The following is a 21,672-nucleotide window of genomic DNA, read 5'->3' as shown; positions in this document are numbered from 1 at the left end:
GTGAATATAACGTGTTTTCAACAATAAGTGAATGGAGCTATCAACTCATGTCTCCTTTAATGGATGCCGCGAATGCTACGAAATCTGTACCTCTTTTATTTTCGTTTTTATTAGGCATAGTAGGTACCCTTGCTCCTTGCCAATTAACAGGAAACATTAGTGCTATTACACTTTATAGCAACCAATCTTTACAAAAGGGACATGTATGGAAACATATACTTTTATTCATTTTAGGAAAAATAATGGCTTTTACGACGCTTGGACTATTAGTATGGTTTTTAGGAAAAGAGATTCAGCAAATATTGACTTTGTATTTTCCATGGTTACGAAAAATGATGGGACCCCTATTAATTTTAATGGGGCTACTGTTGTCAGGTATTATAAAAAGAAGATATTTCTTCTCGATTAAATTTATACGAAATCAAAATGAAGTTGGTTCATTTTTACTCGGATTCTTCTTTTCCTTAGCTTTTTGTCCGACTATGTTCGTTCTATTTTTTGGAACGTTAATCCCTTTATCTTTATCATTTAATTACGGGTACTTGTTTCCAACGTTCTTTTCGATAGGAACTGCTCTTCCTATCGTCGTATTAATGTCCTTCATCTCCTATCTGGGATTAAACGGGGCATTACTAAAGAAGAGCAGGAAAATAGGAAATAGCATTCAGCGTATAGCTGGTTTTCTCCTTATTTTAATCGGATTTTATGATACTGCTCTTTATTGGTAATACATACAAAAGATAAGCTCTAGTGAAATGAGCTTATCTTTTGTAATATTATATTCATTTTTTCTTTTGCTGTAGTTGAGCTAATAAATTCTTAACAAACGCGAGAAACAGCGGGTCATTCTCTTTTTTAGGTGACCATTGCATAATAAGTTGTCGTGGAATTGTAATTTCTATCGGCTGTACAATGAAGTCATGAATAATTTGCTTATGTAGTCCTGATAACGGAACGATTGTTATGCCATTAACTTGTATAGTAAGTGCTAATGCTGAACTAATTGATTCTGACTCCATCACTTTATTAACTGTTATTTCATTTTTCATCAAATACGGTTCGAGCACTTCTTTGCAACCAGAAAGTGGCATAATAAAAGGATAATTTTTTATATCATTAATAGTAAGGTTAGGCGGAACTTTTTTTGAAGAAACCATAACATACGGATCTTCACCAATGACATCATAATGAAATCCTTGTATTAAATTTTCTTTTATAGAAATAGAAAAATCTGCACTACCTGATGATAGCCAATCTAACACTTCTTGATAGCTTCCTTCTCGAACTGCAAGTACATATTGACTATGATCAATATTCCCTAGTTGAATACACTCCGCCAAACAATATACAGTAACGGAAGGATACGTAGCTAGTACAATTTTATACAAGCTTTTATTCTTCAACTGGAAAGCTGTTTCCTCAAGTTTTTCATACTCCATTAGAAGTCGATTCACACCAACTAAAAATTCTTTACCATTTTCAGTTAGAATCGTTCCTTGTCTAGAGCGATCAAATAAAGTTATAGCATATCGTTTCTCTAATTTGTTAATAATATGGGTTATTGCTGGCTGTGTCATATGTAATTCCTTTGCTGCCAGACTAATACTATTTAAACGAGCCACATATGTAAAGACTTTAAAATCAAAAACATTCATTCTGTTCTCCTTATATAAAATATATTTATATCATCTATAAATAACCTTCATTATATTTATGAAACCACTTCATTTACACTGAGTATACATCATCAATATTACAAATAGATGAAACTTATATACCCTAGAGGAGTGTTGATTAAATGAGTACTTACATTTTAGTACATGGAGCATGGCAAGGTGAATGGGCATGGGAATTAGTAAAACCTCAACTAGAGGCTTTAGGTCACACTGTTATTACACTAGACTTACCTGGAAGTGGGAAAGATACAACTCCTTCACAAAATATAACGTTAGATTCCTATGTTGATGCAGTAACAGCTAATATAAATCAACAAAATGAAAAGGTTATTCTTGTTGGACATAGTATGGGTGGAATCGTTATTACTCAAACTGCTGAACTTATACCAAATAAAATCGATAAATTAGTATATCTTTGTGCTTTCTTACCACGAAATGGAGAAAGTCTTGGTAGTAAATTAGGCGGAGAAGATGGCCCGCAATTCACTATAAATGAAAATGACTTGACTGCTGAACTTATACCTAATCTAATTGAACAAACATTTTTAAATGCTACAGAAGACGGTTCTATTAAAGAAGCATCTTTTAATCAAATGCGTCCTCAACCACTAGGACCCTTCCAACAAGAGCTGAAAATATCTGAAGAAAACTTTGGATCCATAGATCGCATTTATATTGAAACGACTCTAGATAGAGCGATTCCAATTGATTTTCAGCGCCGAATGAATACAGAAACACCCTGCAAGAAAATTATTACTTTAGAAGCTGATCATTCTCCATTTTTCTCTAAAGCATTGGAACTTGTTCATTACTTAAATGAATTAAACTAAATTTTTCATAAAATAAATAGACACTCACAGGTGTCTATTTATTTTACTAATTAAAAGCTATCTTTACTCTATCTACATTGCCATGCCCTTTTGCTTCATCTCCCACTTTTTATACAGTAGTACTGCACCAAATAAAAATACTCCCGCAACAAATGAAGCTACTGGTAACATCTTTATCATTCCATCTGGAAATACGAGCGGCAATAATGGAAATGCATACACTGCTGGAATACGTACACCAACAATTTTTAATAAAATAAGCATTAATATCATATTTAATAAAGTGACTACAATCCATGAATCAATCGCAAAGTACAATATTGTTCCAACAGTTGCAGATGTAGTTAATACTACTATTTGTTTAAAAGCCATTTTTTCATTGTACATCGGCTTTTGAAGTGATTCATATACAACAACTAATATTGGTGGAATAACTGCTAATTGTTCATAACCAGTTATCCAACATAAACTAATCCATACGAAATTTAGTATGAGAAATACAGTCATATATTTATACTGTATTTGCACTTTTCGCTTAATACCGTTATTCAATTTAAATATAAGAACACCAACCATTAAAATAAATGTTAAAGCGAATACCGCGATAACAAATGACCATTCCGTCGCATTTGTTACTAATGGTAATAAACCTGTCGCAATAGATGGTGCTAAATTGGATTGAATTACACGTAAAAAAAGCATCATGAATACAAGCGTTAAACTTACTTTCCCTAAATAAGCAATATCCATTTGATTCACCATAAAACCAATCACAGCTGTTATTGAAGGTGCAATGAAGATTTTTTCTGGTTGCCTTAACCATCCTGGCTCACGATACGCCCATAAAGCAATTGCCATCGCTGCTATTTCCGGCAGAATAACTTCCGGATCATTTAATAACACACCCGCTGTTACCATGGCTAAAATAAATAAAATAGCAATCGTATATGAGATGATTGTTTCTTTCTTTGAAATTACTGCATTCATTATTACATACTCCTTTGTGCTCATTTCTTTCATAATGTAAAACAATAAATTTTATACCATACTACGGTATTGTATATTAACATCTTTTCTATTTCAAGTATCATTAAGTTATTCACATCCTTTTTCACTCCATACCCTTACAAAAAAGAAATTTTTATAGACGTTGACACTTAATGAAAGATAGGTTACAATAACTATATATTAGTAAGTAACTAATGTAATTAATTCTAACTAGAGGTGAAAACAAATGCAAAACATTTTATTCCGTATTAATGAATTATCAAAAAAAGAAAGAACATCTGGATTAACAGTTGATGAAAAACAAGAACAACAAATGTTACGTCAAAACTATACAGAAACATTTCGTGGAAGCCTAGATTCCATTTTATTAAATACAAAAATTGTTGATTCGAATGGTCTTAACGTTACACCAGTTGCATTACAAGATGCTCAAATACGTTTAAAATTAAGCAAATGAGTTCCGCGCTAAAGAATTTCAATAAAACATAAACAGAGCTGGATTTCCTATATAGAAATTCCAGCTCTGTTTATTGTCTTTTCTAATTTAGTAAACGAGCGATACATCGCAATTCTCCACGACACAATCATCGCAAATGCTAGTAAGAAAAACATGCCGCTTAACTCTGCCAAATCAATTGATTGGCTTAAATATGACTTTAATGCCACGCGTACAGCTAATAAGCCTACTAAAATGAATATGAATGCTTTTGACGGTTTCATAAATATATGTTCGCCTTTTATTTCGAACTTAGTTGTTTTAATAAGAAAAATAGAGAAAATAATCCCTATACTAATTGCCTCGACTATTTCTAACGATGTTAATCGAAAATCTGGTAAAAAGTACATCATCGCGCCTGTACTCATAAAAAATGGTGGTAATATAATTTTCTTTTTCGTTACCGGCTTTTTCGCTGCTTTAAAACGTAGAAACATTACCCCAACAGCCATACAAACTGCTACGACACTTGATAAAAGTGCTATCATACTTTCCACTCCTATCTATTTAAATGACTTTTTTAGCAAAATCATAAACCATAAGTAACTACATGCCGCATTATAGAATTTCTTCATTATATTCCTCCTGCTGTAAACTTTCCATATTCGCTGCAATCATTTTACGCAAAGTTTATGAACGGAATATGAACAAAAAAGCCATTCTGCAATTAATAATTGCAAAATGGCTTTTTAACTTATTTTAAATCATCAATTGTGAAAGCACCTGGAAGTAATTGCTCAACAGTCACTTCTTTTTCATCACCTTTTACATTCGTTAGTAATACAGGCATTTTCGGATCACAGAATTCAGCAATTACTTGTCTACACGCACCACATGGTGAAATCGGTCCATCAGTTTCTCCTGTAATAACTAAGTAACTAAAATCGCGCTCCCCTTCTGATACCGCTTTAAATATTGCTGTTCTTTCTGCACAGTTACATAAACCATAAGAAGCATTTTCTATATTACAACCAGTATAGATTTTCCCTTCTTTCGTAACTAACGCTGCGCCAACAGGAAATTTAGAATACGGAATATACGCTTTCGATAACATCTTGTTTGCTTCTTCAATATATTTTTTCTTATCCATATTATTTCCCCCTCAAAGTAAATGAAATGATCATTAGTCAGTAATAACTGTATGAACTAATTTAGGAGCCACTGCTGTTTCAGCGATAGAGATGTTCTCATAAATTTTTGCTTTTACATCTTCTACATTTTCACGGTTTGCGTAGATTGTTACGAACGGCTCGCCTTCTTTTACTGCATCGCCAACTTTTTTACGTAACATTAATCCTACTGCTAAATCGATTTCATCTTCCTTCGTTGCACGACCTGCACCAAGTAACATAGCTGCAATACCAATCTCATCTGCAACAATGTTAGAAATAACACCTGAAGTTTTTGCAGGTACATCAATTACATACTTCGCTTGTGGCATTTTTTCTGGATTGTCTACAATTGAGCTATCTCCGCCTTGATTGCTTAAGAACTCTTTAAATTTCGCAGTTGCTTTTCCGTTTTTCATCACTTCAATTAGCATTTCACGAGCTTCTTCTAACGTATTTGCTTTTTTCGCAAGTACGACCATTTGACTTCCTAATACGAGTACTAATTCTGTTAAATCTTCTGGACCTTCACCTTTTAACGTATCAATCGCTTCTTTCACTTCTAGAGCATTACCAATCGCAAATCCAAGAGGTTGTGACATATCTGAAATAACTGCCATTGTTTGACGTCCTACATTATTTCCGATACGTACCATTGCATGTGCTAATTCTTTTGCATCTTCTTCTGTTTTCATAAATGCACCAGCACCTGTTTTTACATCAAGTACGATTGCGTCAGCACCAGCTGCAATTTTTTTACTCATAATTGAACTTGCGATTAAAGGAATTGAGTTAACAGTTCCTGTTACGTCGCGTAATGCATAAATCTTTTTATCTGCAGGTGTTAAGTTTCCTGTTTGTCCAATAACAGCTACTTTGTCACGGTTTACAATATCAATGAATTGTTCTTTCGTAATTTCAACGTGGAATCCTTCTACCGCTTCTAATTTATCAATTGTTCCGCCTGTATGTCCTAAACCACGACCAGACATTTTTGCTACTGGTACATCTAAAGCAGCTACTAACGGTCCTAATACTAATGTTGTTGTATCACCAACACCGCCAGTTGAATGTTTGTCTACTTTAATTCCTTCAATTGCTGATAAGTCGATCGTTTCTCCAGACTCAACCATCGCCATCGTTAAATCTGCACGTTCGCGATCTGTCATATCTTTAAAGAAGATTGCCATTGCAAGCGCACTCACTTGATAATCAGGAATACTTCCGTCTGTATATCCATTAATAAAGAATTTGATTTCTTCAGTCGTTAATTCTTTGCCGTCACGTTTTTTTGCAATAATATCTACCATTCTCATTACAATCACCATTCCTTTTTATATTATATAAATCTATTAAAATAATAAGCCAACGATTGTTGCTGATAAGAAACTTACTAATGTTGCACCGAATAGTAATTTCAAACCAAATCTTGCGACTACATTCCCTTGCTTTTCATTTAAGCTCTTAACTGCCCCTGCAATAATCCCAATTGAAGAGAAGTTTGCAAATGAAACTAAGAATACAGAGATAATCGCTGTCGTTCTATCTGAGAAATTAAAGTTTCCTTGTGCTAAATCTGTCATAGCGACAAATTCATTTGATACTAATTTTGTTGCCATAATATTTCCGGCATTAACTGCTTCATGCCAAGGTACACCCATAATAAATGCAAATGGTGCAAATGCATAACCAAGAATTTCTTGGAATGAAATACCGATTACACCTTTAAATACTGCATTAATGAATGCGATAAGAGCAACGAAACCGACTAACATAGCTGCTACTGTAATCGCAACTTTAAATCCATCAATAATGTATTCCCCTAATACTTCAAAGAAAGTCTTTTTCTCTTCTTCTTGTACTTCTAACATATCTTCTTCCTCAGTAACTTCATACGGGTTAATGATAGAAGCAATGATGAAGCCACCGAATAAGTTAAGCACTAAAGCGGTTACAACATATTGTGGTTTTAATAAAACCATATATGATCCAACGATAGACATAGAAACTGTAGACATTGCTGATGCACATAATGTATACATTCTTTTCTCTGGCAATAACCCTAGTTGTTTCTTAACCGAAATAAATACTTCCGATTGTCCTAAAATCGCCGATGCCACAGCGTTATATGATTCTAGTTTCCCCATTCCATTTACTTTACTTAATGCTAGACCGATAGATTTCACAATAATAGGTAATACTTTAATATGTTGCAAAATACCTATTAAGGCTGATATAAATACGATTGGCATTAATACACTTAAAAAGAACGAAAACTCTTTTTGATTTACTAATCCACCAAATACGAAATTCACACCGTCAGCGGCATATTTTAATAACTCTCCAAAACCATCTGCTATTCCGCTAATTAATATATTCCCTACACTTGTATTTAATAATAGAAACCCCAAAATGAATTGTAATATAACCATCGTTATGATTGGACGATATTTGACTTTCTTTCTATCGTTACTAGCAAGCCAAGCGATACCTAAAATCAATACGAGGCCAAAAACACCGATTAAGTATTTCATAAGCCGTTTCCTCCCATTCGTATCCGCTTACATTTTTTTCAATTATTAAAGCAATAGATATACTTTAAACGTATATCTATTGCTTTAAGCTTTTATCGATTAGTAGTTATCTGTAGCACCTTTTGCATCATTTAATACGATTGCAACACTAGCACTTGCTCCAACGCGAGAAGCTCCAGCAGCTACCATTTTGTCTGCATCTTCACGTGTACGAACACCGCCAGATGCTTTTACACCAACGTTTGGTCCTACTGTTTTACGCATTAATGCGATATCTTCAGCAGTTGCTCCGCCAGTTGAGAATCCAGTTGAAGTTTTTACGAAATCAGCACCAGCTTTTACTGATAATTCACAAGCACGTACTTTCTCTTCATCTGTTAATAGGCAAGTTTCAATGATTACTTTTACAAGAGCTTTTCCTTTTGCTGCTTGTACTACTTCATAAATGTCTTTTTCAACAAATTCGTTATCGCCATCTTTTAAAGCGCCTACGTTGATTACCATATCAACTTCAGTTGCACCTTTTGCGATAGCATCTTTTGTTTCAAATGCTTTTGTTTCAGTAGTGCTTGCTCCTAATGGGAAACCGATTACAGTACAAACGTCTACATCATGTCCAGCTAGTTCATCAGCCGCTAATTTTACCCATGTTGGGTTAATACAAACAGAAGCGAATTTATATTCCTTTGCTTCTTCGATTACTTTCATAACATCTTCTTTAGTAGTATTAGCTTTTAAAATTGTATGGTCAATTAACTTTGCAATGTTCATTATCTTCACTCCTCATATCTTTTAACAACTTCATTCTAACTCTTAGTTGAACAAATGTAAATACACTTTTGAAATTTTGTTCATTCTTTTTTAAAAGGCATTTTCTTGTAGTAAATAAAGCGCATTCTAACAAAGAACACTTCATATATAATCAAATTTTCTATGTTAACAATGGTAGTATGTATCTCCATATCCATAATTATTTTTAAAAAGGCAATTTGTGTTCAAAAAAGACTCCTATCATTCATACATAACAAAATAAAAGGAGTTCTCAAAATTAACATTTTGAGAACTCCTTTTATTTCTAACCTTTTTCATAATGTAACAATTCTTTTGCTGTATGCTGATCGATAATTAATACATTTGCATACCCGCCACGTAACGCACCATCAATTGCTTTTATTTTTCTATTACCACCTGCAACTAAAATAGAGCGTTTCTTTAATTTCAGTTCCTCTAACTCAATTCCAATTGTACGCTGATTAATCTCTTCGCTACTAATATTTCCGTCTCCATCAAAGAAACGTGAACAAATGTCACCGACCGATTGTTTTTTGAGTAAACTTGTTTCATCCTTATCGAAATAACCTAATCGGAATAATAGCGCTTCGTCTCGCACTGTTCCTACAGTGAAAACTGCAATATTCGCTTGTTTCCCCATTTCGATAATGTGATGAATATGTCGATCCTGCTCTACTAATTCTTTTGTCACTGCATTATCAAATATAACTGGAAGAGGTAGGTTTCTTGGCGTCGTTTGAAAAGCATCTGCAAATAAAGCTATCGTCTCATTCGCATATGTATTTACACTCGAATGACTAATGCCACCTTTTAGCTGGACAACCTCTACCCCTTTTACATGTTGCGGTACGATTTTTCTAGCGATTTCATACATCGTCATTCCCCAGCTTACACCAACAATATCACCGTTTTTAACCGTCTTTTCCATATACTCAGCAGCATATTTACTTATATACTCTGTAATCGTTGCATATTCCGGTACTGGAGAAAATACAACATGTGCCTCTAACAAGTTGTACTTTTCTTTCAGTAAATTCCCAACGTTATCTAAATCCGCAAATGGATCGGCGATGCTAATTTGAACAAACCCTTTTTCTTTCGCGTACTTTAACAATCTAGAAATCGTCGGTCTTGAAATATTTAATTTGTTAGCAATTTCTTGCTGACTATAATCTGATTGATAATATAATCTTGCAACTTCAACGCTTAATTGTTGTTTATCTTTTTCCATAGTAACTCATTACAAATCCCTTCCTGTATTTCCCTTTCGTTACAAGCATTATACAGCTTTATGCAAAAAAATTCGACTACCGAATTTTATCTAACTGAACTTCTATTCCACTTATTATATACAATGAAACCTTATTGTGTAGATTTACAAACTGAATATAGAAACACTTACAACATATAAATCGGTTTATATGTAATTCTTTATTGCTTTTTCTGTAGTAACGATAACAAAGCCGTTCAATAAGAAACATGAATATCGTCTAAAAAGCTATTCAAATACCCCTCATAAACAAAAGATACTGTTCATAAGGGGTATGTATTCAATTTAAGTTTATAAAAATCGGATGGAAACACTGCAAGTTCTCACTTATTTAGAATAAGTGAAAAGATGATGTTTTATTTGTTCAATAAAATAATGATGGTGTATATTATCGTTAGATACGCGACTTGCCATAATAGCTCCCTCCATTGAAGATGCAAGAAAAGAAGCGAGCGATATAATATCTATATCTTCTTTAAGTTCTTGTTTCTCTATTCCTTCTTTTATGAGAGAAGCCATTAACATTACTGTATCATCATAACCTTTTGCTGCTGCTTTTTGTAATTCTGGAAATACTCCAGTACTTTCAATTGCGCTATTAAGTAATGGACAGCCTCCAGCAATAGGAGGATTATTAGCTGCATCTTGATATACAAGGAAAATTGCAAGGATTTTATCGATTGCTGTCTTTTTATTTTCCATTGCTTTATGAAAATGACTCCACATAATCTCACCACTTTTGTCATAGGCAGCAAGGACAATTTCTTCTTTACTTTTGAATCTACGATAAATAGATCCTTTAGGTAGTTCAGTAGCTGTCATTATATCCTGTATGGATGTGCGAGTTATCCCATTAGTATTAAATAAATATAAAGATGTTTCAATAATTTTTTCTTTAATCTTATCAACTTTAGTCATACTTTGTAATCCTCCTAATAAAAACGAGCTTAATATTCCAGGTGATATTTACCATCTATTTTCTTGAATTTTTTTGTAAGTATAAATAAGTTTGGAACAAAAATATATTATCCATCCCTATATTATGTGAACCTCAAACAATACAGTTTGAAAAGAGGTAATCAAATTGTATTATCTATATCATTCAAATAAATTTTCTGTCAAAATTAACATGTCCAATTATTTAATTCAGTCCTGTTATACAACTAATTTCACCTACAATTGTAGAAGGTGTAAAAATATATAGTTAATTTTAACGTATAGACTATGATTATTATATATAATTTTTATTAATATGTTTAGCTAAAGTGTTTGAACCACCCCACTCTCACTTCATTCTATAAAAGATTAATCATTAATGATTATTGGAATTAAATTGTAACAAAGCAACTGAGATATAAATATATTTGCTTTTTACCATTTTGATTTCGTTAAAAGGGTTTAAAAAACTAGAAACTTGTAGTATCATTAGATTTCGATTCAGACCGAACCGTCCGGTTTTTAACATAAATATATTTAGAAGGAGAACGTTATGCAGAAAGAAAAATCAAAGATTATAGGTAATTTAATTACGGGGGCAATAAAGTGAACTTTATAAAAATGAATAAAAAAGAAATTATTATGCTAATCGTTTATACAATGTTTGCACTACTTCAAATTGGCTTGTTCATATTATTTGGCCTATCACTTTTAACTAAAAGCAATTTAGTTGAATCAGAATTTGCTCTTAGTGCCATCGGTTTGACTGTACCTGCTATTGTAGGAATAATTTTCTTTAGGAAAGAAATTATTGAAAGTTTTACTTATTTTAAAGAGAAAACAATTTTGAAAATAGTAAGTGTTCCTCTGGTGGTTTTATTTACGGTAATTGTAGAACAATCTGTTATGCGTTTTCTAGCAACTGCCCAGCCAGAGAACCAAGAACAGCTCCTTGAAACAGGTACGGGGATACCTCTTATTTTTACATTGCTAGTATTTGGTATTCTAGGGCCATTGCTTGAAGAAATTGTGTTTCGTCATATAATATTAAATCGTTTTTCACATTATATTGGTACTGCTATTGCATCTATCATCTCGATTATAATTTTTACAGTTCTTCATACGAATCAGCTTTCGGATATTGCTATTTATTTACCTGGCTCGGTGATACTTACTGTAGCTTATCTTATTTCTAAGAGATCCATTGCATATGTTATGGCGATACATATGTTAAACAATTGCATCACTTTCATTCAATTGCATATGTCATAGCGATACATATGTTAAACAATTGCAGGTTTTGATGCAAAAATACTCTATGTTTCTATCGAGTATTTTTGGCACCAGAACCACTTTTTCTAAGGCATAAGAAATCTTATCAAAACTACAACTTATTAGGAGAGTGTCGGTCATGATTGTAACAACAACTTCTGGAATTCAAGGTAAAGAAATTATTGAGTATATTGATATTGTAAATGGTGAAGCTATTATGGGTGCAAACATTGTCCGCGATTTATTCGCTTCAGTTCGTGATGTTGTCGGTGGCCGTGCTGGTGCTTATGAAAGTAAGCTAAAAGACGCTCGTGATATTGCAATGGACGAAATGAAAGAACTTGCAAAACAAAAAGGTGCGAACGCTATCGTTGGTATTGACGTAGATTACGAAGTTGTACGTGATGGAATGTTAATGGTTGCTGTCAGTGGTACAGCTGTACGTATATAAGTAAATAAAAAAAACGGTTCCTCCCTTGGAATTTATACTTTGAGGAGAGGCCTGGTTCTGTTGCAGATTTTAAAGAATAAAAAGAGATGTTGATAAAGCATTATACGTCGAAAAAACACAGTTTGAGTGTAAACTGTGTTTTTTTATATAGAAGCCTCATCCCATCACTATCAAGCTAAAATTTTGTGTTAACTTGTAAAAAATGTACATTTTTTACTTTGGGGTAATTTTGAATCCTTAAGCTTATGGGCATGTGCTGGTACCCTCTAATACTGTACAAATTTTTTATAAATGGTTGTAAGGTTCTACGTTTTTGACCATTCTGTACAACGATAACTTTGGTTTATTGATTTCACCTGTAATCTGGTAGCCTATCCTCTGATACAATTTAATGGCAAGTTGGTTCTCTTTCTTTACCGTCAGAGAGCATTTGGCAAAGCCTTGCAGCGAAGCTTGTTCCTCAGCAAACTCAATTAATCTGGTACCTATCCCTAGTCCTCGACTTTCGGGCAGTAAGGCAATTGTTCCGATGTGAAACTCGTCATCTTCTCCCTCCTTCAAGGTAAACATGGAATAAAGCATTTTAATATTCAGAATGTTATAAACAACAAAACCCAGCTTTCGGAACGAAAGCAGCTGTTTAAAAGTGGGCCAGGCAAGACGATTTAAAACGGGTATGGGATAGCAAGTAATCATCCCTAAAGTTTTCCCGTCCATTTGAGCTTCATAGGCGTATTGATGACTAAAACGGTTGTTCTCCTGCCGCCATAGCTTACAAAATGTCCAATCGACTGTGTTCTTCTCCTCAGATCCTGCAAGTGGAAACGCCATGTATTCCAATGCCATTACATTTAGCTGGGCGCCGACCATGGATTGATGAACAGCCTTTACAATAGAGATTTTATTCATTATCCTATTGCTCCTTTTCACTTTCTATATTATTAATATTAATTATCATGGATTTGAATCAGTTCACTTCCCTCTCAATTCATCCTTAGCTTTGAAACCATAATAAAATGTATTTAAAACAAGCTCTGCAGCAGATTTTTTAGCCACATTTCCTTCATGTACCTGTTCCCAGGTATGGAAAAGCAGAGCATAAAGCGTATTCAAAATCCATTCACTGCTAACTGTTTGCTGAAAGTAACCTCTTTGTTGTAGCAATTCAATAACGCGTCTTAAGGGTTCCCTCAGCTTCTCTTCTGCTTCACCTAATTCTTTGTTGTTAAATACAGATGCATCATGACCTAGAAAATAGATTTTGTCACCTAAAGGGATTAACGCTTCAATGAGTTCCGGGATATAGTTTTCGCTTCTTTCCTCATCCAGTGGAATCTGGTTTACAGTATCACTTACCAGTTGTATAGCCCGATGGCCCAAGAACAGCATCAATTTCTCCCTGCTTTCGACGTAGCGATGGAGTGTAGCAATTCCAATTCCCGCATATTCCGCAATTTCATTCATCGAAGCAGTAGGATTTTCAACAAGCAATATAGTAGCTGAATCAAGAATTGCATTAAATCTCGCTTCCTTCAACGCTGACAAGTCTTTCTTCATCGTCAATCTCTCCCTTTTTCTGTATAAAGTCGTCATTTTTGATAGATAAATATATCATTTGATATTATAATAAACAATCTCAAATAAAGTTTCCAGCTGCTGAATGTAGCTTTTCAAAAAGAATTATATTCCTGAAACTGATAGTACTTTGAATGTTTCATTTTTAGCATTTCATTATTTAGATAACGATGAAGAAATTAAATTCTTTAATGTAATAAATACAAGAGCCAAAGGAAATGGTACGAGTTACTTTCTGCATAAAGTTATCGGTTTATTTTAAAATTCACTTCCGGGTATTTGCTTATCAGCCTTTTAAGGGTTGAGCCGTCATCCTTCTGTTTTACATACTGGTCAAAAAATGCCAGGCTGAATTCGTTAATAATACGATGAACTTCCTTTGGATTTTCACCTGGGCTCTGCAACAGAGGTGAGAACAAATGTAAATCGGTAAAGCTTGTATGATCCGTATGAGGAATGACCATTGACATACCACCGCCAGCTAACCCGCGTCCGTATCGCTCCCTCACTTCAAAGGGATCTGCTTCATCAGGCTCTTCTGCATTCATGAGCAGAAATGGTTTTCCAATGCCACTTTCAGGCAAGATTTCACCATACAATGTACCATCCATATTGATAGCTGCTTTGACACGAGAATCTTTTGCAAGTATTTGTGCTGCGGTAGCTCCACCGTAAGAGTGGCCAAACATTCCAATTCGCGAGGTATCCAGTCTTCCTGTAAAGAAACCGGTCTCATCGTTTTCGTTAAGTTTCTCTATCTGATTAAGGACAAAGCTGACATCTTCCTCCCATAATTTTATGTGGCTATCTCCTTCATCAGTTAAATTGATGGGCTGTACGTAAGCAGTTCGACCACCTGGAAAGACGGTAGCTGCAGCATCAAAGGTATGATCGATACTTAGAACAATATATCCTTGACTAGCCAACTCCTCAACTTGAAACGTGTTTTGATTACGAAAACCATTAAAACCATGAGAGAAGAGTAATATGGGATAGTGATTCTCTGAGTCTGAGAGTTGTAAATCTATAAACGAATGAGACTTTACCAATTCCATGTGGCTGAATGCAAATGCAGGAATAGACAATGTTTTTTCCAATCCCTTGGAGAGCTCATTTATGTTACGAATATAAGGTTCTGGATCCCCCTTGCTTTTTTCAGCTGCAGGATACCAAATTTGCACCATCAGTTCGCGCCGATCGTTTGGATTTTTTGAATATGGTTCATTTCTCTGATGATCAACCCAATGATATAGCTTCGTACCGACCCTATGTGGACCAGTTGGTTCTTCAAATGAAAATACTGGCATAAGTAAGGGTAGCGCAACTGCTACAGACAAATAGATACATAGTAACGAAGTCTTAACTATGAATACACCCGAACTTCTAAAGCCCTTTTTCCGTCCAGCTAATAAATAGCATAAAATTAAGATAACTGGGGATACATATGCCGGAATCATCTGCCACCTAAAACCTTCTGCCAATAACTGAACTGTAACCATTACAACGGCAATCAAAGTAGCTAATTTAGACCACTTTTTCGTTTCTCTGCCTATTAACAGTATCCAACTCAATAGACTAAAATTCACTACTATCAAAACAACTTCCCAGAAATTCATTGGCCTATCTCCTTTGCATGCATTTTACTTCTAATTAAAGAGGTAGTTTTCAGCCTAAGCAAAAGCAGATGAAACACCTATATAGTTGCACTAATTATGCTTAGTAACCGTTTCATCCACTCTACTCCTTTATTCAAATTAAAAACTTAAAATGCCCAGCTACCTTTACGGAAAATTGGTTCTACAGTTCCATCTGGTAGAATACCGTCAATGTCCATCTCACTGCTACCAATCATAAAGTCCTCATGTGTTACAGAAATATTTGCCCCTAACGTTTCAAGCTGATCGTTTTCTAAATCTCTTCCATCCTCTAAGCAAGTTGGATAAGCTTTACCAATCGCTAAATGGTTCGATGCATTTTCATCAAACAATGTATTAAAATATAAAATTCCCGATGCTGAAATTGGTGATTCATGTGGTACAAGTGCTACTTCACCTAAATAGCAAGAGCCTTCATCCACATTAATAAGCTCTTGTAATAAATCATGTCCTACCTGTGCTTCAGCTTTAACAATTTTTCCTTCTTCAAATGTCAGTTTAAAGCCATCGATAATATTCCCTTGATAAACTAATGGTTTTGTATTGCTTACATAGCCATTTACACCTTGTTTCATCGGTAACGTATAAACCTCTTCTGTCGGCATATTAGCCATAAAGATAGTATCATCAGGAGTTTTACCACCTCCAGTAACCCATTTATGCTGTGGTGCTAATGCAATTGTTAAATCAGTACCTGGCGCTGTATAGTGAAGCTTCATATATTTTTTATCGTTCAGTATGACCGCACGAGATTCTAAATTTGTTACATGTTCACGCCATTTTTCAATAGCACTGCCGTCACCAATACGAACAGCTTTAAAAATAGCCTCCCATAATGCTGGTACTTGATCCTCAGTTGCTAAACCTGGGAACACCTTCGATGCCCACTTTGGTGAAGGAACTGCTACCATCGACCAAGCTATTGAATCCTTCATTACGGCGTTGCGATTGTTTCTCAGAGCAGCTCCTGCTACCTTTTGATAGGTAGCTAGACGATCAGATGAAATACCTGTAAATTTATCAGGATCTGTAGCATCTATCATTAATAGTGCTCCTTTACGTTCGATCAGCTCATCATTCATTTTGACTATCCACTCTGGGAAGCGATTAAATTCTTCATCTGAGGCATAATCAAAGTAAGCACGTTCCATTTCTTCATCCGAAAAATTAACATGAACACGCCCTGCCCCAGCCTTATAAGCCTCTTTCACAATTATACGGGCGAAATCCAATGCATCCACTGATGTATTGACTAATAAGTATTGCCCTGGTTGAATATTGACACCGATTTTCACCGTAAGTTCTGCATATGCTTGTAATTTTTCTTCAAAAGTCATATTATTTACCTCGCTTTTATTAAATTGGTTTTGAATTCCCCTCACTAACTTACTTTCTGAACAGGTTTTCTCAGAATTTCCATTTCCCATTTTTTATTAGAACATGATAACAACTAATGGATTTTTTCTACTACTCATATATTTAATTTCTAAACTTTGATTCAATTAATATTGATTTGTTTTTCAAAAAATCTAATCGAAGGGTATCAAACACTACATAAAGTTATAGAGTTCTTTATTGTGAAAGCTCACTCAGTTCTTCCCAATCTTTTCAATGCTACTGCACCTAAAGACTTACCATCAATGGGACGATTAACATTCTCAATCACTCCTTTATCTTTATAAAAGCATTTTTGATAGATAAACATATCATTTGACATAAGATTAAATCATTTTGAATGAATTATCAAGCCGTAAAATTTAATTTTTAAAAAATTCAGTAAAAAACTCATATGAAAATGGATTCTATCAAAGGGAGCGATAACGGAAAGATTTTTATACACACATGGATAAAACACATGACAAACTTATATATAATTGCAAGTTCAACTCTCACAAAAAACAGGATAAAAAAATAAACAGCAGAACTAGTCCACTGTTTACTTTGCCACACCTTCATGTAATTTTTCTGTATAATCCTTTACATCTTTCCAGCTATCTTTCGCTGTATGTAAATCTTCTTTTATAAACGTAAACTCTTCTGGAGAAATTCCTTTTACGTTTTGTAGTAAATTATTATATTTTGCACCTACTGTATACCATTGATTTGATATGTTTTGTAGTGCTGTAATTGCTGCATCAATTGTTTCTGTCATGTTTGTTGTTTTATTTTTTACATCAGTCAAAATTAAGACTTCTGCTTGTGCTCCTGAAATTCTATCTTTTAAATTGGCGATTTCTCTTTCTGCATTTGCGATATCTTTTTTCGCAACCGCAATCATCGGCCCACCAGCAAGACATGTTATTAGAGCTACGCAAAGTACGCCACCAGCAATGACCATATCATTACTCTTTTTAATCGAATCGTTATATGTATTTATTTGTTGCTCTAGAGCTGGAATACCAGCATTCGTACTTGCCAATATCGCTGTTAACTGATTTGTATCCTCTTTGAAACTATTTGTATCTTTCGCCATTCTATCGCGAAAAGCTTTCAAATTCCCTAATAATCCATCTACCTCATTTTGATTCTTTACAATATCCGCATACAACTTTTCTAAATCCGCTTTTAATTTTCCGCTATCCTTTTGATCAATCGCTATTAACATGTCGTTATAATACGATTGAAAAGTATTATTGTAATTTATAATATTTTGATCCGTTTTCATAATTTGAGGCTTCATATTATTTAACCAATATGCTGCATTAACTTTTGCATCTCTTTGATGCTGAATCATATTCCCTTTAAATTCACTATTAATCGAACTTATTTTACTTAAATCTGTCTCTTGCTGATTTTGAATTAATTTTGCATATGAATCCATTGCAAATATGCTCGATGTCGTTTGCGCCATAACGTCTTGGAATCCAGCTGGCCCTAGAGAATAATTTTTCGCACTTTCTTGCAATGTTTTTACGTTTTGTTCTGCTGCAAAAGGATGTAAAGGAAATGCGTTACTCGTTGCCACTCCAGCAATCATTAACGTTAAAAGGCATTTTTTATAAAATCTTTTCTGCATACTTTTCACCTATTTTCTTTATAAAAGTATAAAAAGCTCCTGCTCACAACTGAACAGGAGCTTCAAACCATTCATCAACACTTAACGCTCTAACGATTCGTATTCGATTATGCTTTTTTCGTATCTACTACTTTAATATCTTCCGCATAAATCTTTTCTGCATAGTCTTTAATGTTTTTCCAGCTATCTTTCGCAATGTTTAAATCTTCTTTAATGAAAACTAGGTCATTTGGACTAATAGAATCTACATTTTGAAGTAAAGAATTGTATTTTGATCCCATTGTGTACCATTGGTTTGAAATATTTTGTAACGCTGTAATTGCAGTATCAATTGTATTTGTTAAATACTCTGTTTGTGTTTTAATGTTCGTTAATCCTGCTACTTCTAATTGCGCAGTTGTAACTTGTCCTGTTATCTTTTGAATTTCTGCTTGTGCATTATCAAGCTCTTTCTTCGCTAATACGATTCCAGCTGTACCACCGCCTACAGCTGCTGCGCCACCTGCAATTAATGCTACTCCTAGCGGTGTTCCTGCGCCCGTAGCAATAACTACTGCACCACCGATAATTGCAATTGGTCCTAGAGCTGTCGCAACAGATGAACCGATAATAATTGCATTATATTTACTAATTGCTTCATTGTACGTTGTAATTTGATTTTGTAATAGTGGAATTCCTGCATCTTGACTAGCTAATATAGATGTAATTTGATTTGCATCACCCTTGAAGTTTTGCGTATCCGAAGTCATTTTATTTCGGAATTTCTTCAAGTCTTCTACTAACTGATCCACTTGCGCTTTATTTTCATTAATACTACTTGATAATCTAGTTAAGCCTTTCGTAAGAGTTGCTTTATCCTTTGCATCAACTGCAGCAACTAAAGTATCATAATAGTTTTGGAATTTCGTATTGTAGTTAATGATATTTTGATTCGTTGAAATAAGCTGTGGTTTTAATACATCTAACCATTGCTTCGCATTTCCTCTCGCTGTATCTTGATGCTGAATGACTTTTCCTTTTAAAGCCGCATCAACAGATGATACATTCCCAAAGTTAACATTACCTTGTTTAATAATTGTTAAAGCGTACAGATCCATTACTAAAGCATTTGAACCTGTTCTTTCCATTGCATCTTTTAAGCCTTCTGGTCCTAATGAGTATTCTTCATAGTCATTATAAGCTTTTGCTACCGCATGAACTGGAGCTTGTTTCACTGTGCTTTCAGCTGCATACGTATGGGCTGGCATAATGTTTCCTGCTGCAAATACTGCCATAAGTGCTGATAGAGCCATTACTTTATATGGTTTTTTTGTCATTTTTCTTCTCTCCCTATATCGCTAATTATTTTTCTGCTTAATGTACTTCAACGTTTGTAACGTAATCTTCAAATTGATTTGTTTGTTTATTCATTTCATCACTTACTTTTTTAATTTGATTGAAATGTTTTTGAAGTAAACTACTGTCTGTATACGTGCCTTCTTCAACATTCTTTTGAATTTGAATCATATTATTATTTAAAACTTTCCAATCCGTTAATAACGTTTCTAAAGTTGTAATTTGACGATCAATTAATTCTGTAAAGCTATTTACTTGATCTTCAACGAATGTAATTTGAGTCGCCTCTGCTTCAGTTTGTGATAACTTTTGAATAAGTGGTAATAACTCTTTTTGCTTTTGTTGAATGCGAAGAGCTGCTTCTCTCGTTTGACTATCTGCAGCATTTACAATTTCATTACTTAAAGTACCGATAGAAACAAAATCGATTGTTTTCGTTTGTGCAGTTTGATTTGTGATTGTAAATACTTGTTTACCGATATTAATAGAACCTTTAATGATTTCTTGAGGTCTATTCAAAATAGTAGTTAGTTCAGCTTGAATTTCCCCTTGAATTCTTTTAATATCTTCTCTTAATTTCACAATATCTCCACTTGATCCTTGCAGTGTTTTTATTGCTTCATCGGCTTTAATTGATAAGTTGTTACTATCTTTGTCTAATACTGTTTTAAATCGATTTAACTCTAATAAATCTTGCTCCATACTCTCTTGGATGCTTTGTACTTGCAATTGTAATTTTCCATATGCACTCATAAAATCTGCTTTTGCTTGCTGATCTTCATTTACGTTTCCTGCTAGTTCATAGAGCTTACTATAATAGCTATTAAATCTAGTGCTGTATCTCATCATTTCTTGATTTAAGTCAATTAGCTTCGGATTATATTCATCAATCCACTCTCGCACATTCGCCTTTGCGAACTTTTGATGATTCGTTAAGCTACTCATCGCATTTACCTTAATGTCTGGCTGTTGCAAAATAATTAATCCGTATGCTTGAATAAGCGGTGATTGTGATCCTAACATTCTAATTGAATTGGATAATGTATTTGGAGCAATTACATTTTGCGCATATACTGTTTTCACTTCCGTTTGCCCCTCCTTAGCGTAAGCGCTTACAGGAATGAAGCAACTCGTAGATACTGCTGTAACCAATAACCCTGTAATTAAAGTCTTTTTCACTTTAACTCCTCCTATGTATTAGCAACTATTACTATCGCATTTTATTATTCTATTTTTTTGTCCATAACTTGAGATGGTTAAAATAGAGAACGTCCTCACCACGATCCATGTATGAACCACCTCTCTCATATTGCTACAGTACTTACTTATCGCCACAAAACATTTTATTATTTTTCATATGTGTTTAGTATGAATAATATTGTATAAATTTTCTATTTCATCGAAATTCCCACATTCACATAGTGAATATATTACGTAAAAATATTATTCATTTTAAACTAAAAAACATGCGTAAATATGAAATTTCGTTTTGTTTTCATATATGTTTTGTACTGTAAGGTCATTTAAACACAGCTGTTTATATAACGTAAAGAAGTATTTTCATTCCCTTTATTTCCAAGCTTTCATGTCCTTATTTCAAAATATAATCCGATTCACTTTATCGATTGAAATATCTATATATCACAACAGAAAACACTACTTATAAATAACTAATAAAATTATATCCATATAACTTTTAAACCCATATGCAATTATG

At 34.0% G+C, this 21,672-nt stretch carries 21 protein-coding genes; 5 read left to right on the top strand and 16 right to left on the bottom strand.

Annotated elements, in window-relative coordinates:
* The first annotated feature begins 11 nt into the window (after positions 1-11).
* Positions 12-728, top strand: a complete 717-nt coding sequence (locus AC3EMB_RS09610; protein ID WP_219993459.1) for an urease accessory protein UreH domain-containing protein — start codon at positions 12-14, stop codon at positions 726-728.
* A 54-nt stretch (positions 729-782) separates the two neighbouring features.
* Here AC3EMB_RS09610 and AC3EMB_RS09605 read toward each other — a convergent pair whose 3' ends face one another.
* Complete coding sequence (locus AC3EMB_RS09605; RefSeq protein ID WP_001100328.1) at positions 783-1,655, bottom strand: LysR family transcriptional regulator; 873 nt, start codon at positions 1,653-1,655, stop codon at positions 783-785.
* A gap of 143 nt (positions 1,656-1,798) precedes the next feature.
* On the opposite strand from AC3EMB_RS09605, the gene AC3EMB_RS09600 reads away from it, so the two are divergent.
* The gene (locus AC3EMB_RS09600; protein ID WP_095691075.1) at positions 1,799-2,506 is read left to right on the top strand and encodes an alpha/beta fold hydrolase; all 708 of its coding nucleotides are present in this window, start codon (positions 1,799-1,801) and stop codon (positions 2,504-2,506) included.
* A gap of 72 nt (positions 2,507-2,578) precedes the next feature.
* Here the strand turns inward: AC3EMB_RS09600 and AC3EMB_RS09595 are convergent, their stop codons facing one another.
* Positions 2,579-3,493 (bottom strand): membrane protein, encoded by a 915-nt coding sequence (locus AC3EMB_RS09595; protein ID WP_000994724.1) that lies wholly within the window; start codon positions 3,491-3,493, stop codon positions 2,579-2,581.
* A gap of 247 nt (positions 3,494-3,740) precedes the next feature.
* On the opposite strand from AC3EMB_RS09595, the gene AC3EMB_RS09590 reads away from it, so the two are divergent.
* Positions 3,741-3,971, top strand: a complete 231-nt coding sequence (locus AC3EMB_RS09590; RefSeq protein ID WP_001179618.1) for a DUF896 domain-containing protein — start codon at positions 3,741-3,743, stop codon at positions 3,969-3,971.
* A 47-nt stretch (positions 3,972-4,018) separates the two neighbouring features.
* On the opposite strand, the gene AC3EMB_RS09585 is transcribed toward AC3EMB_RS09590, so the two are convergent.
* From AC3EMB_RS09585 to AC3EMB_RS09555, 7 genes are all read right to left on the bottom strand, one after another.
* A complete protein-coding gene (locus AC3EMB_RS09585; RefSeq protein ID WP_095691076.1) occupies positions 4,019-4,498 on the bottom strand; it encodes a CcdC family protein in 480 nt (159 codons plus the stop codon).
* A gap of 206 nt (positions 4,499-4,704) precedes the next feature.
* The gene (locus AC3EMB_RS09580; protein WP_000358533.1) at positions 4,705-5,100 is read right to left on the bottom strand and encodes a cytidine deaminase; all 396 of its coding nucleotides are present in this window, start codon (positions 5,098-5,100) and stop codon (positions 4,705-4,707) included.
* A 33-nt stretch (positions 5,101-5,133) separates the two neighbouring features.
* Entirely contained in the window at positions 5,134-6,435 is a 1,302-nt protein-coding gene (locus AC3EMB_RS09575) for a pyrimidine-nucleoside phosphorylase (protein WP_002093946.1), read from the bottom strand.
* A gap of 36 nt (positions 6,436-6,471) precedes the next feature.
* On the bottom strand, positions 6,472-7,653 hold the full coding sequence (locus AC3EMB_RS09570; RefSeq protein WP_000876188.1) for a NupC/NupG family nucleoside CNT transporter: 1,182 nt from the start codon (positions 7,651-7,653) through the stop codon (positions 6,472-6,474).
* A 99-nt stretch (positions 7,654-7,752) separates the two neighbouring features.
* A complete protein-coding gene (gene deoC / locus AC3EMB_RS09565; protein WP_001017440.1) occupies positions 7,753-8,424 on the bottom strand; it encodes a deoxyribose-phosphate aldolase in 672 nt (223 codons plus the stop codon).
* A 304-nt stretch (positions 8,425-8,728) separates the two neighbouring features.
* Positions 8,729-9,676, bottom strand: a complete 948-nt coding sequence (gene deoR / locus AC3EMB_RS09560; RefSeq protein ID WP_016082054.1) for a DNA-binding transcriptional repressor DeoR — start codon at positions 9,674-9,676, stop codon at positions 8,729-8,731.
* A 366-nt stretch (positions 9,677-10,042) separates the two neighbouring features.
* Positions 10,043-10,633, bottom strand: coding sequence for a TetR/AcrR family transcriptional regulator (locus AC3EMB_RS09555; protein ID WP_025687223.1), 591 nt, complete (start codon positions 10,631-10,633; stop codon positions 10,043-10,045).
* 624 nt (positions 10,634-11,257) lie between these two features.
* On the opposite strand from AC3EMB_RS09555, the gene AC3EMB_RS09550 reads away from it, so the two are divergent.
* On the top strand, positions 11,258-11,923 hold the full coding sequence (locus tag AC3EMB_RS09550) for a CPBP family intramembrane glutamic endopeptidase (RefSeq protein ID WP_406652167.1): 666 nt from the start codon (positions 11,258-11,260) through the stop codon (positions 11,921-11,923).
* 139 nt (positions 11,924-12,062) lie between these two features.
* Positions 12,063-12,374: a heavy metal-binding domain-containing protein gene (locus tag AC3EMB_RS09545; RefSeq protein ID WP_000637505.1), complete on the top strand. Its 312-nt coding sequence runs from the start codon at positions 12,063-12,065 to the stop codon at positions 12,372-12,374.
* 285 nt (positions 12,375-12,659) lie between these two features.
* On the opposite strand, the gene AC3EMB_RS09540 is transcribed toward AC3EMB_RS09545, so the two are convergent.
* The 7 genes from AC3EMB_RS09540 to nheA form a co-directional block, all read right to left on the bottom strand.
* Positions 12,660-13,283, bottom strand: a complete 624-nt coding sequence (locus AC3EMB_RS09540) for a GNAT family N-acetyltransferase (protein WP_001033856.1) — start codon at positions 13,281-13,283, stop codon at positions 12,660-12,662.
* A gap of 63 nt (positions 13,284-13,346) precedes the next feature.
* On the bottom strand, positions 13,347-13,931 hold the full coding sequence (locus AC3EMB_RS09535; protein WP_000710981.1) for a TetR/AcrR family transcriptional regulator: 585 nt from the start codon (positions 13,929-13,931) through the stop codon (positions 13,347-13,349).
* Between the two features lie 263 nt (positions 13,932-14,194).
* Positions 14,195-15,565, bottom strand: a complete 1,371-nt coding sequence (locus AC3EMB_RS09530; protein ID WP_088025331.1) for an alpha/beta hydrolase family protein — start codon at positions 15,563-15,565, stop codon at positions 14,195-14,197.
* Between the two features lie 146 nt (positions 15,566-15,711).
* Positions 15,712-16,941, bottom strand: a complete 1,230-nt coding sequence (locus tag AC3EMB_RS09525; RefSeq protein ID WP_488517651.1) for an aminopeptidase — start codon at positions 16,939-16,941, stop codon at positions 15,712-15,714.
* Positions 16,942-17,540: 599 nt separating this feature from the next.
* Entirely contained in the window at positions 17,541-18,620 is a 1,080-nt protein-coding gene (gene nheC / locus AC3EMB_RS09520) for a non-hemolytic enterotoxin NHE subunit C (RefSeq protein WP_088025333.1), read from the bottom strand.
* A gap of 107 nt (positions 18,621-18,727) precedes the next feature.
* Positions 18,728-19,936 carry a non-hemolytic enterotoxin NHE subunit B gene (gene nheB, locus AC3EMB_RS09515; protein ID WP_000162968.1) on the bottom strand — a complete coding sequence of 403 codons (1,209 nt, stop codon included), beginning with the start codon at positions 19,934-19,936 and terminating at the stop codon, positions 18,728-18,730.
* A 37-nt stretch (positions 19,937-19,973) separates the two neighbouring features.
* On the bottom strand, positions 19,974-21,134 hold the full coding sequence (gene nheA / locus AC3EMB_RS09510; RefSeq protein WP_000751827.1) for a non-hemolytic enterotoxin NHE subunit A: 1,161 nt from the start codon (positions 21,132-21,134) through the stop codon (positions 19,974-19,976).
* Positions 21,135-21,672: the final 538 nt, after the last annotated feature.

It is taken from the genome of Bacillus sp. LQ16, assembly GCF_057784645.1.
The sequence above is the reverse complement of the archived record's forward strand: the minus strand, read 5'-3'. Positions and strand labels throughout refer to the sequence as shown.

Bases quoted from the DNA above. Each gene is read 5' to 3' on its own strand.
- AC3EMB_RS09535 (WP_000710981.1), bottom strand. From the start codon at position 13,931: ATGAAGAAAGACTTGTCAGCGTTGAAGGAAGCGAGATTTAATGCAATT.
- nheC (WP_088025333.1), bottom strand. From the start codon at position 18,620: ATGCAGAAAAGATTTTATAAAAAATGCCTTTTAACGTTAATGATTGCT.
- deoR (WP_016082054.1), bottom strand. From the start codon at position 9,676: ATGGAAAAAGATAAACAACAATTAAGCGTTGAAGTTGCAAGATTATAT.
- AC3EMB_RS09525 (WP_488517651.1), bottom strand. From the start codon at position 16,941: ATGACTTTTGAAGAAAAATTACAAGCATATGCAGAACTTACGGTGAAA.
- nheB (WP_000162968.1), bottom strand. From the start codon at position 19,936: ATGACAAAAAAACCATATAAAGTAATGGCTCTATCAGCACTTATGGCA.
- AC3EMB_RS09595 (WP_000994724.1), bottom strand. From the start codon at position 3,493: ATGAATGCAGTAATTTCAAAGAAAGAAACAATCATCTCATATACGATT.
- AC3EMB_RS09540 (WP_001033856.1), bottom strand. From the start codon at position 13,283: ATGAATAAAATCTCTATTGTAAAGGCTGTTCATCAATCCATGGTCGGC.
- AC3EMB_RS09570 (WP_000876188.1), bottom strand. From the start codon at position 7,653: ATGAAATACTTAATCGGTGTTTTTGGCCTCGTATTGATTTTAGGTATC.
- AC3EMB_RS09600 (WP_095691075.1), top strand. From the start codon at position 1,799: ATGAGTACTTACATTTTAGTACATGGAGCATGGCAAGGTGAATGGGCA.
- AC3EMB_RS09585 (WP_095691076.1), bottom strand. From the start codon at position 4,498: ATGATAGCACTTTTATCAAGTGTCGTAGCAGTTTGTATGGCTGTTGGG.
- AC3EMB_RS09605 (WP_001100328.1), bottom strand. From the start codon at position 1,655: ATGAATGTTTTTGATTTTAAAGTCTTTACATATGTGGCTCGTTTAAAT.
- AC3EMB_RS09555 (WP_025687223.1), bottom strand. From the start codon at position 10,633: ATGACTAAAGTTGATAAGATTAAAGAAAAAATTATTGAAACATCTTTA.
- deoC (WP_001017440.1), bottom strand. From the start codon at position 8,424: ATGAACATTGCAAAGTTAATTGACCATACAATTTTAAAAGCTAATACT.
- AC3EMB_RS09545 (WP_000637505.1), top strand. From the start codon at position 12,063: ATGATTGTAACAACAACTTCTGGAATTCAAGGTAAAGAAATTATTGAG.
- AC3EMB_RS09530 (WP_088025331.1), bottom strand. From the start codon at position 15,565: ATGAATTTCTGGGAAGTTGTTTTGATAGTAGTGAATTTTAGTCTATTG.
- AC3EMB_RS09580 (WP_000358533.1), bottom strand. From the start codon at position 5,100: ATGGATAAGAAAAAATATATTGAAGAAGCAAACAAGATGTTATCGAAA.
- AC3EMB_RS09590 (WP_001179618.1), top strand. From the start codon at position 3,741: ATGCAAAACATTTTATTCCGTATTAATGAATTATCAAAAAAAGAAAGA.
- AC3EMB_RS09575 (WP_002093946.1), bottom strand. From the start codon at position 6,435: ATGAGAATGGTAGATATTATTGCAAAAAAACGTGACGGCAAAGAATTA.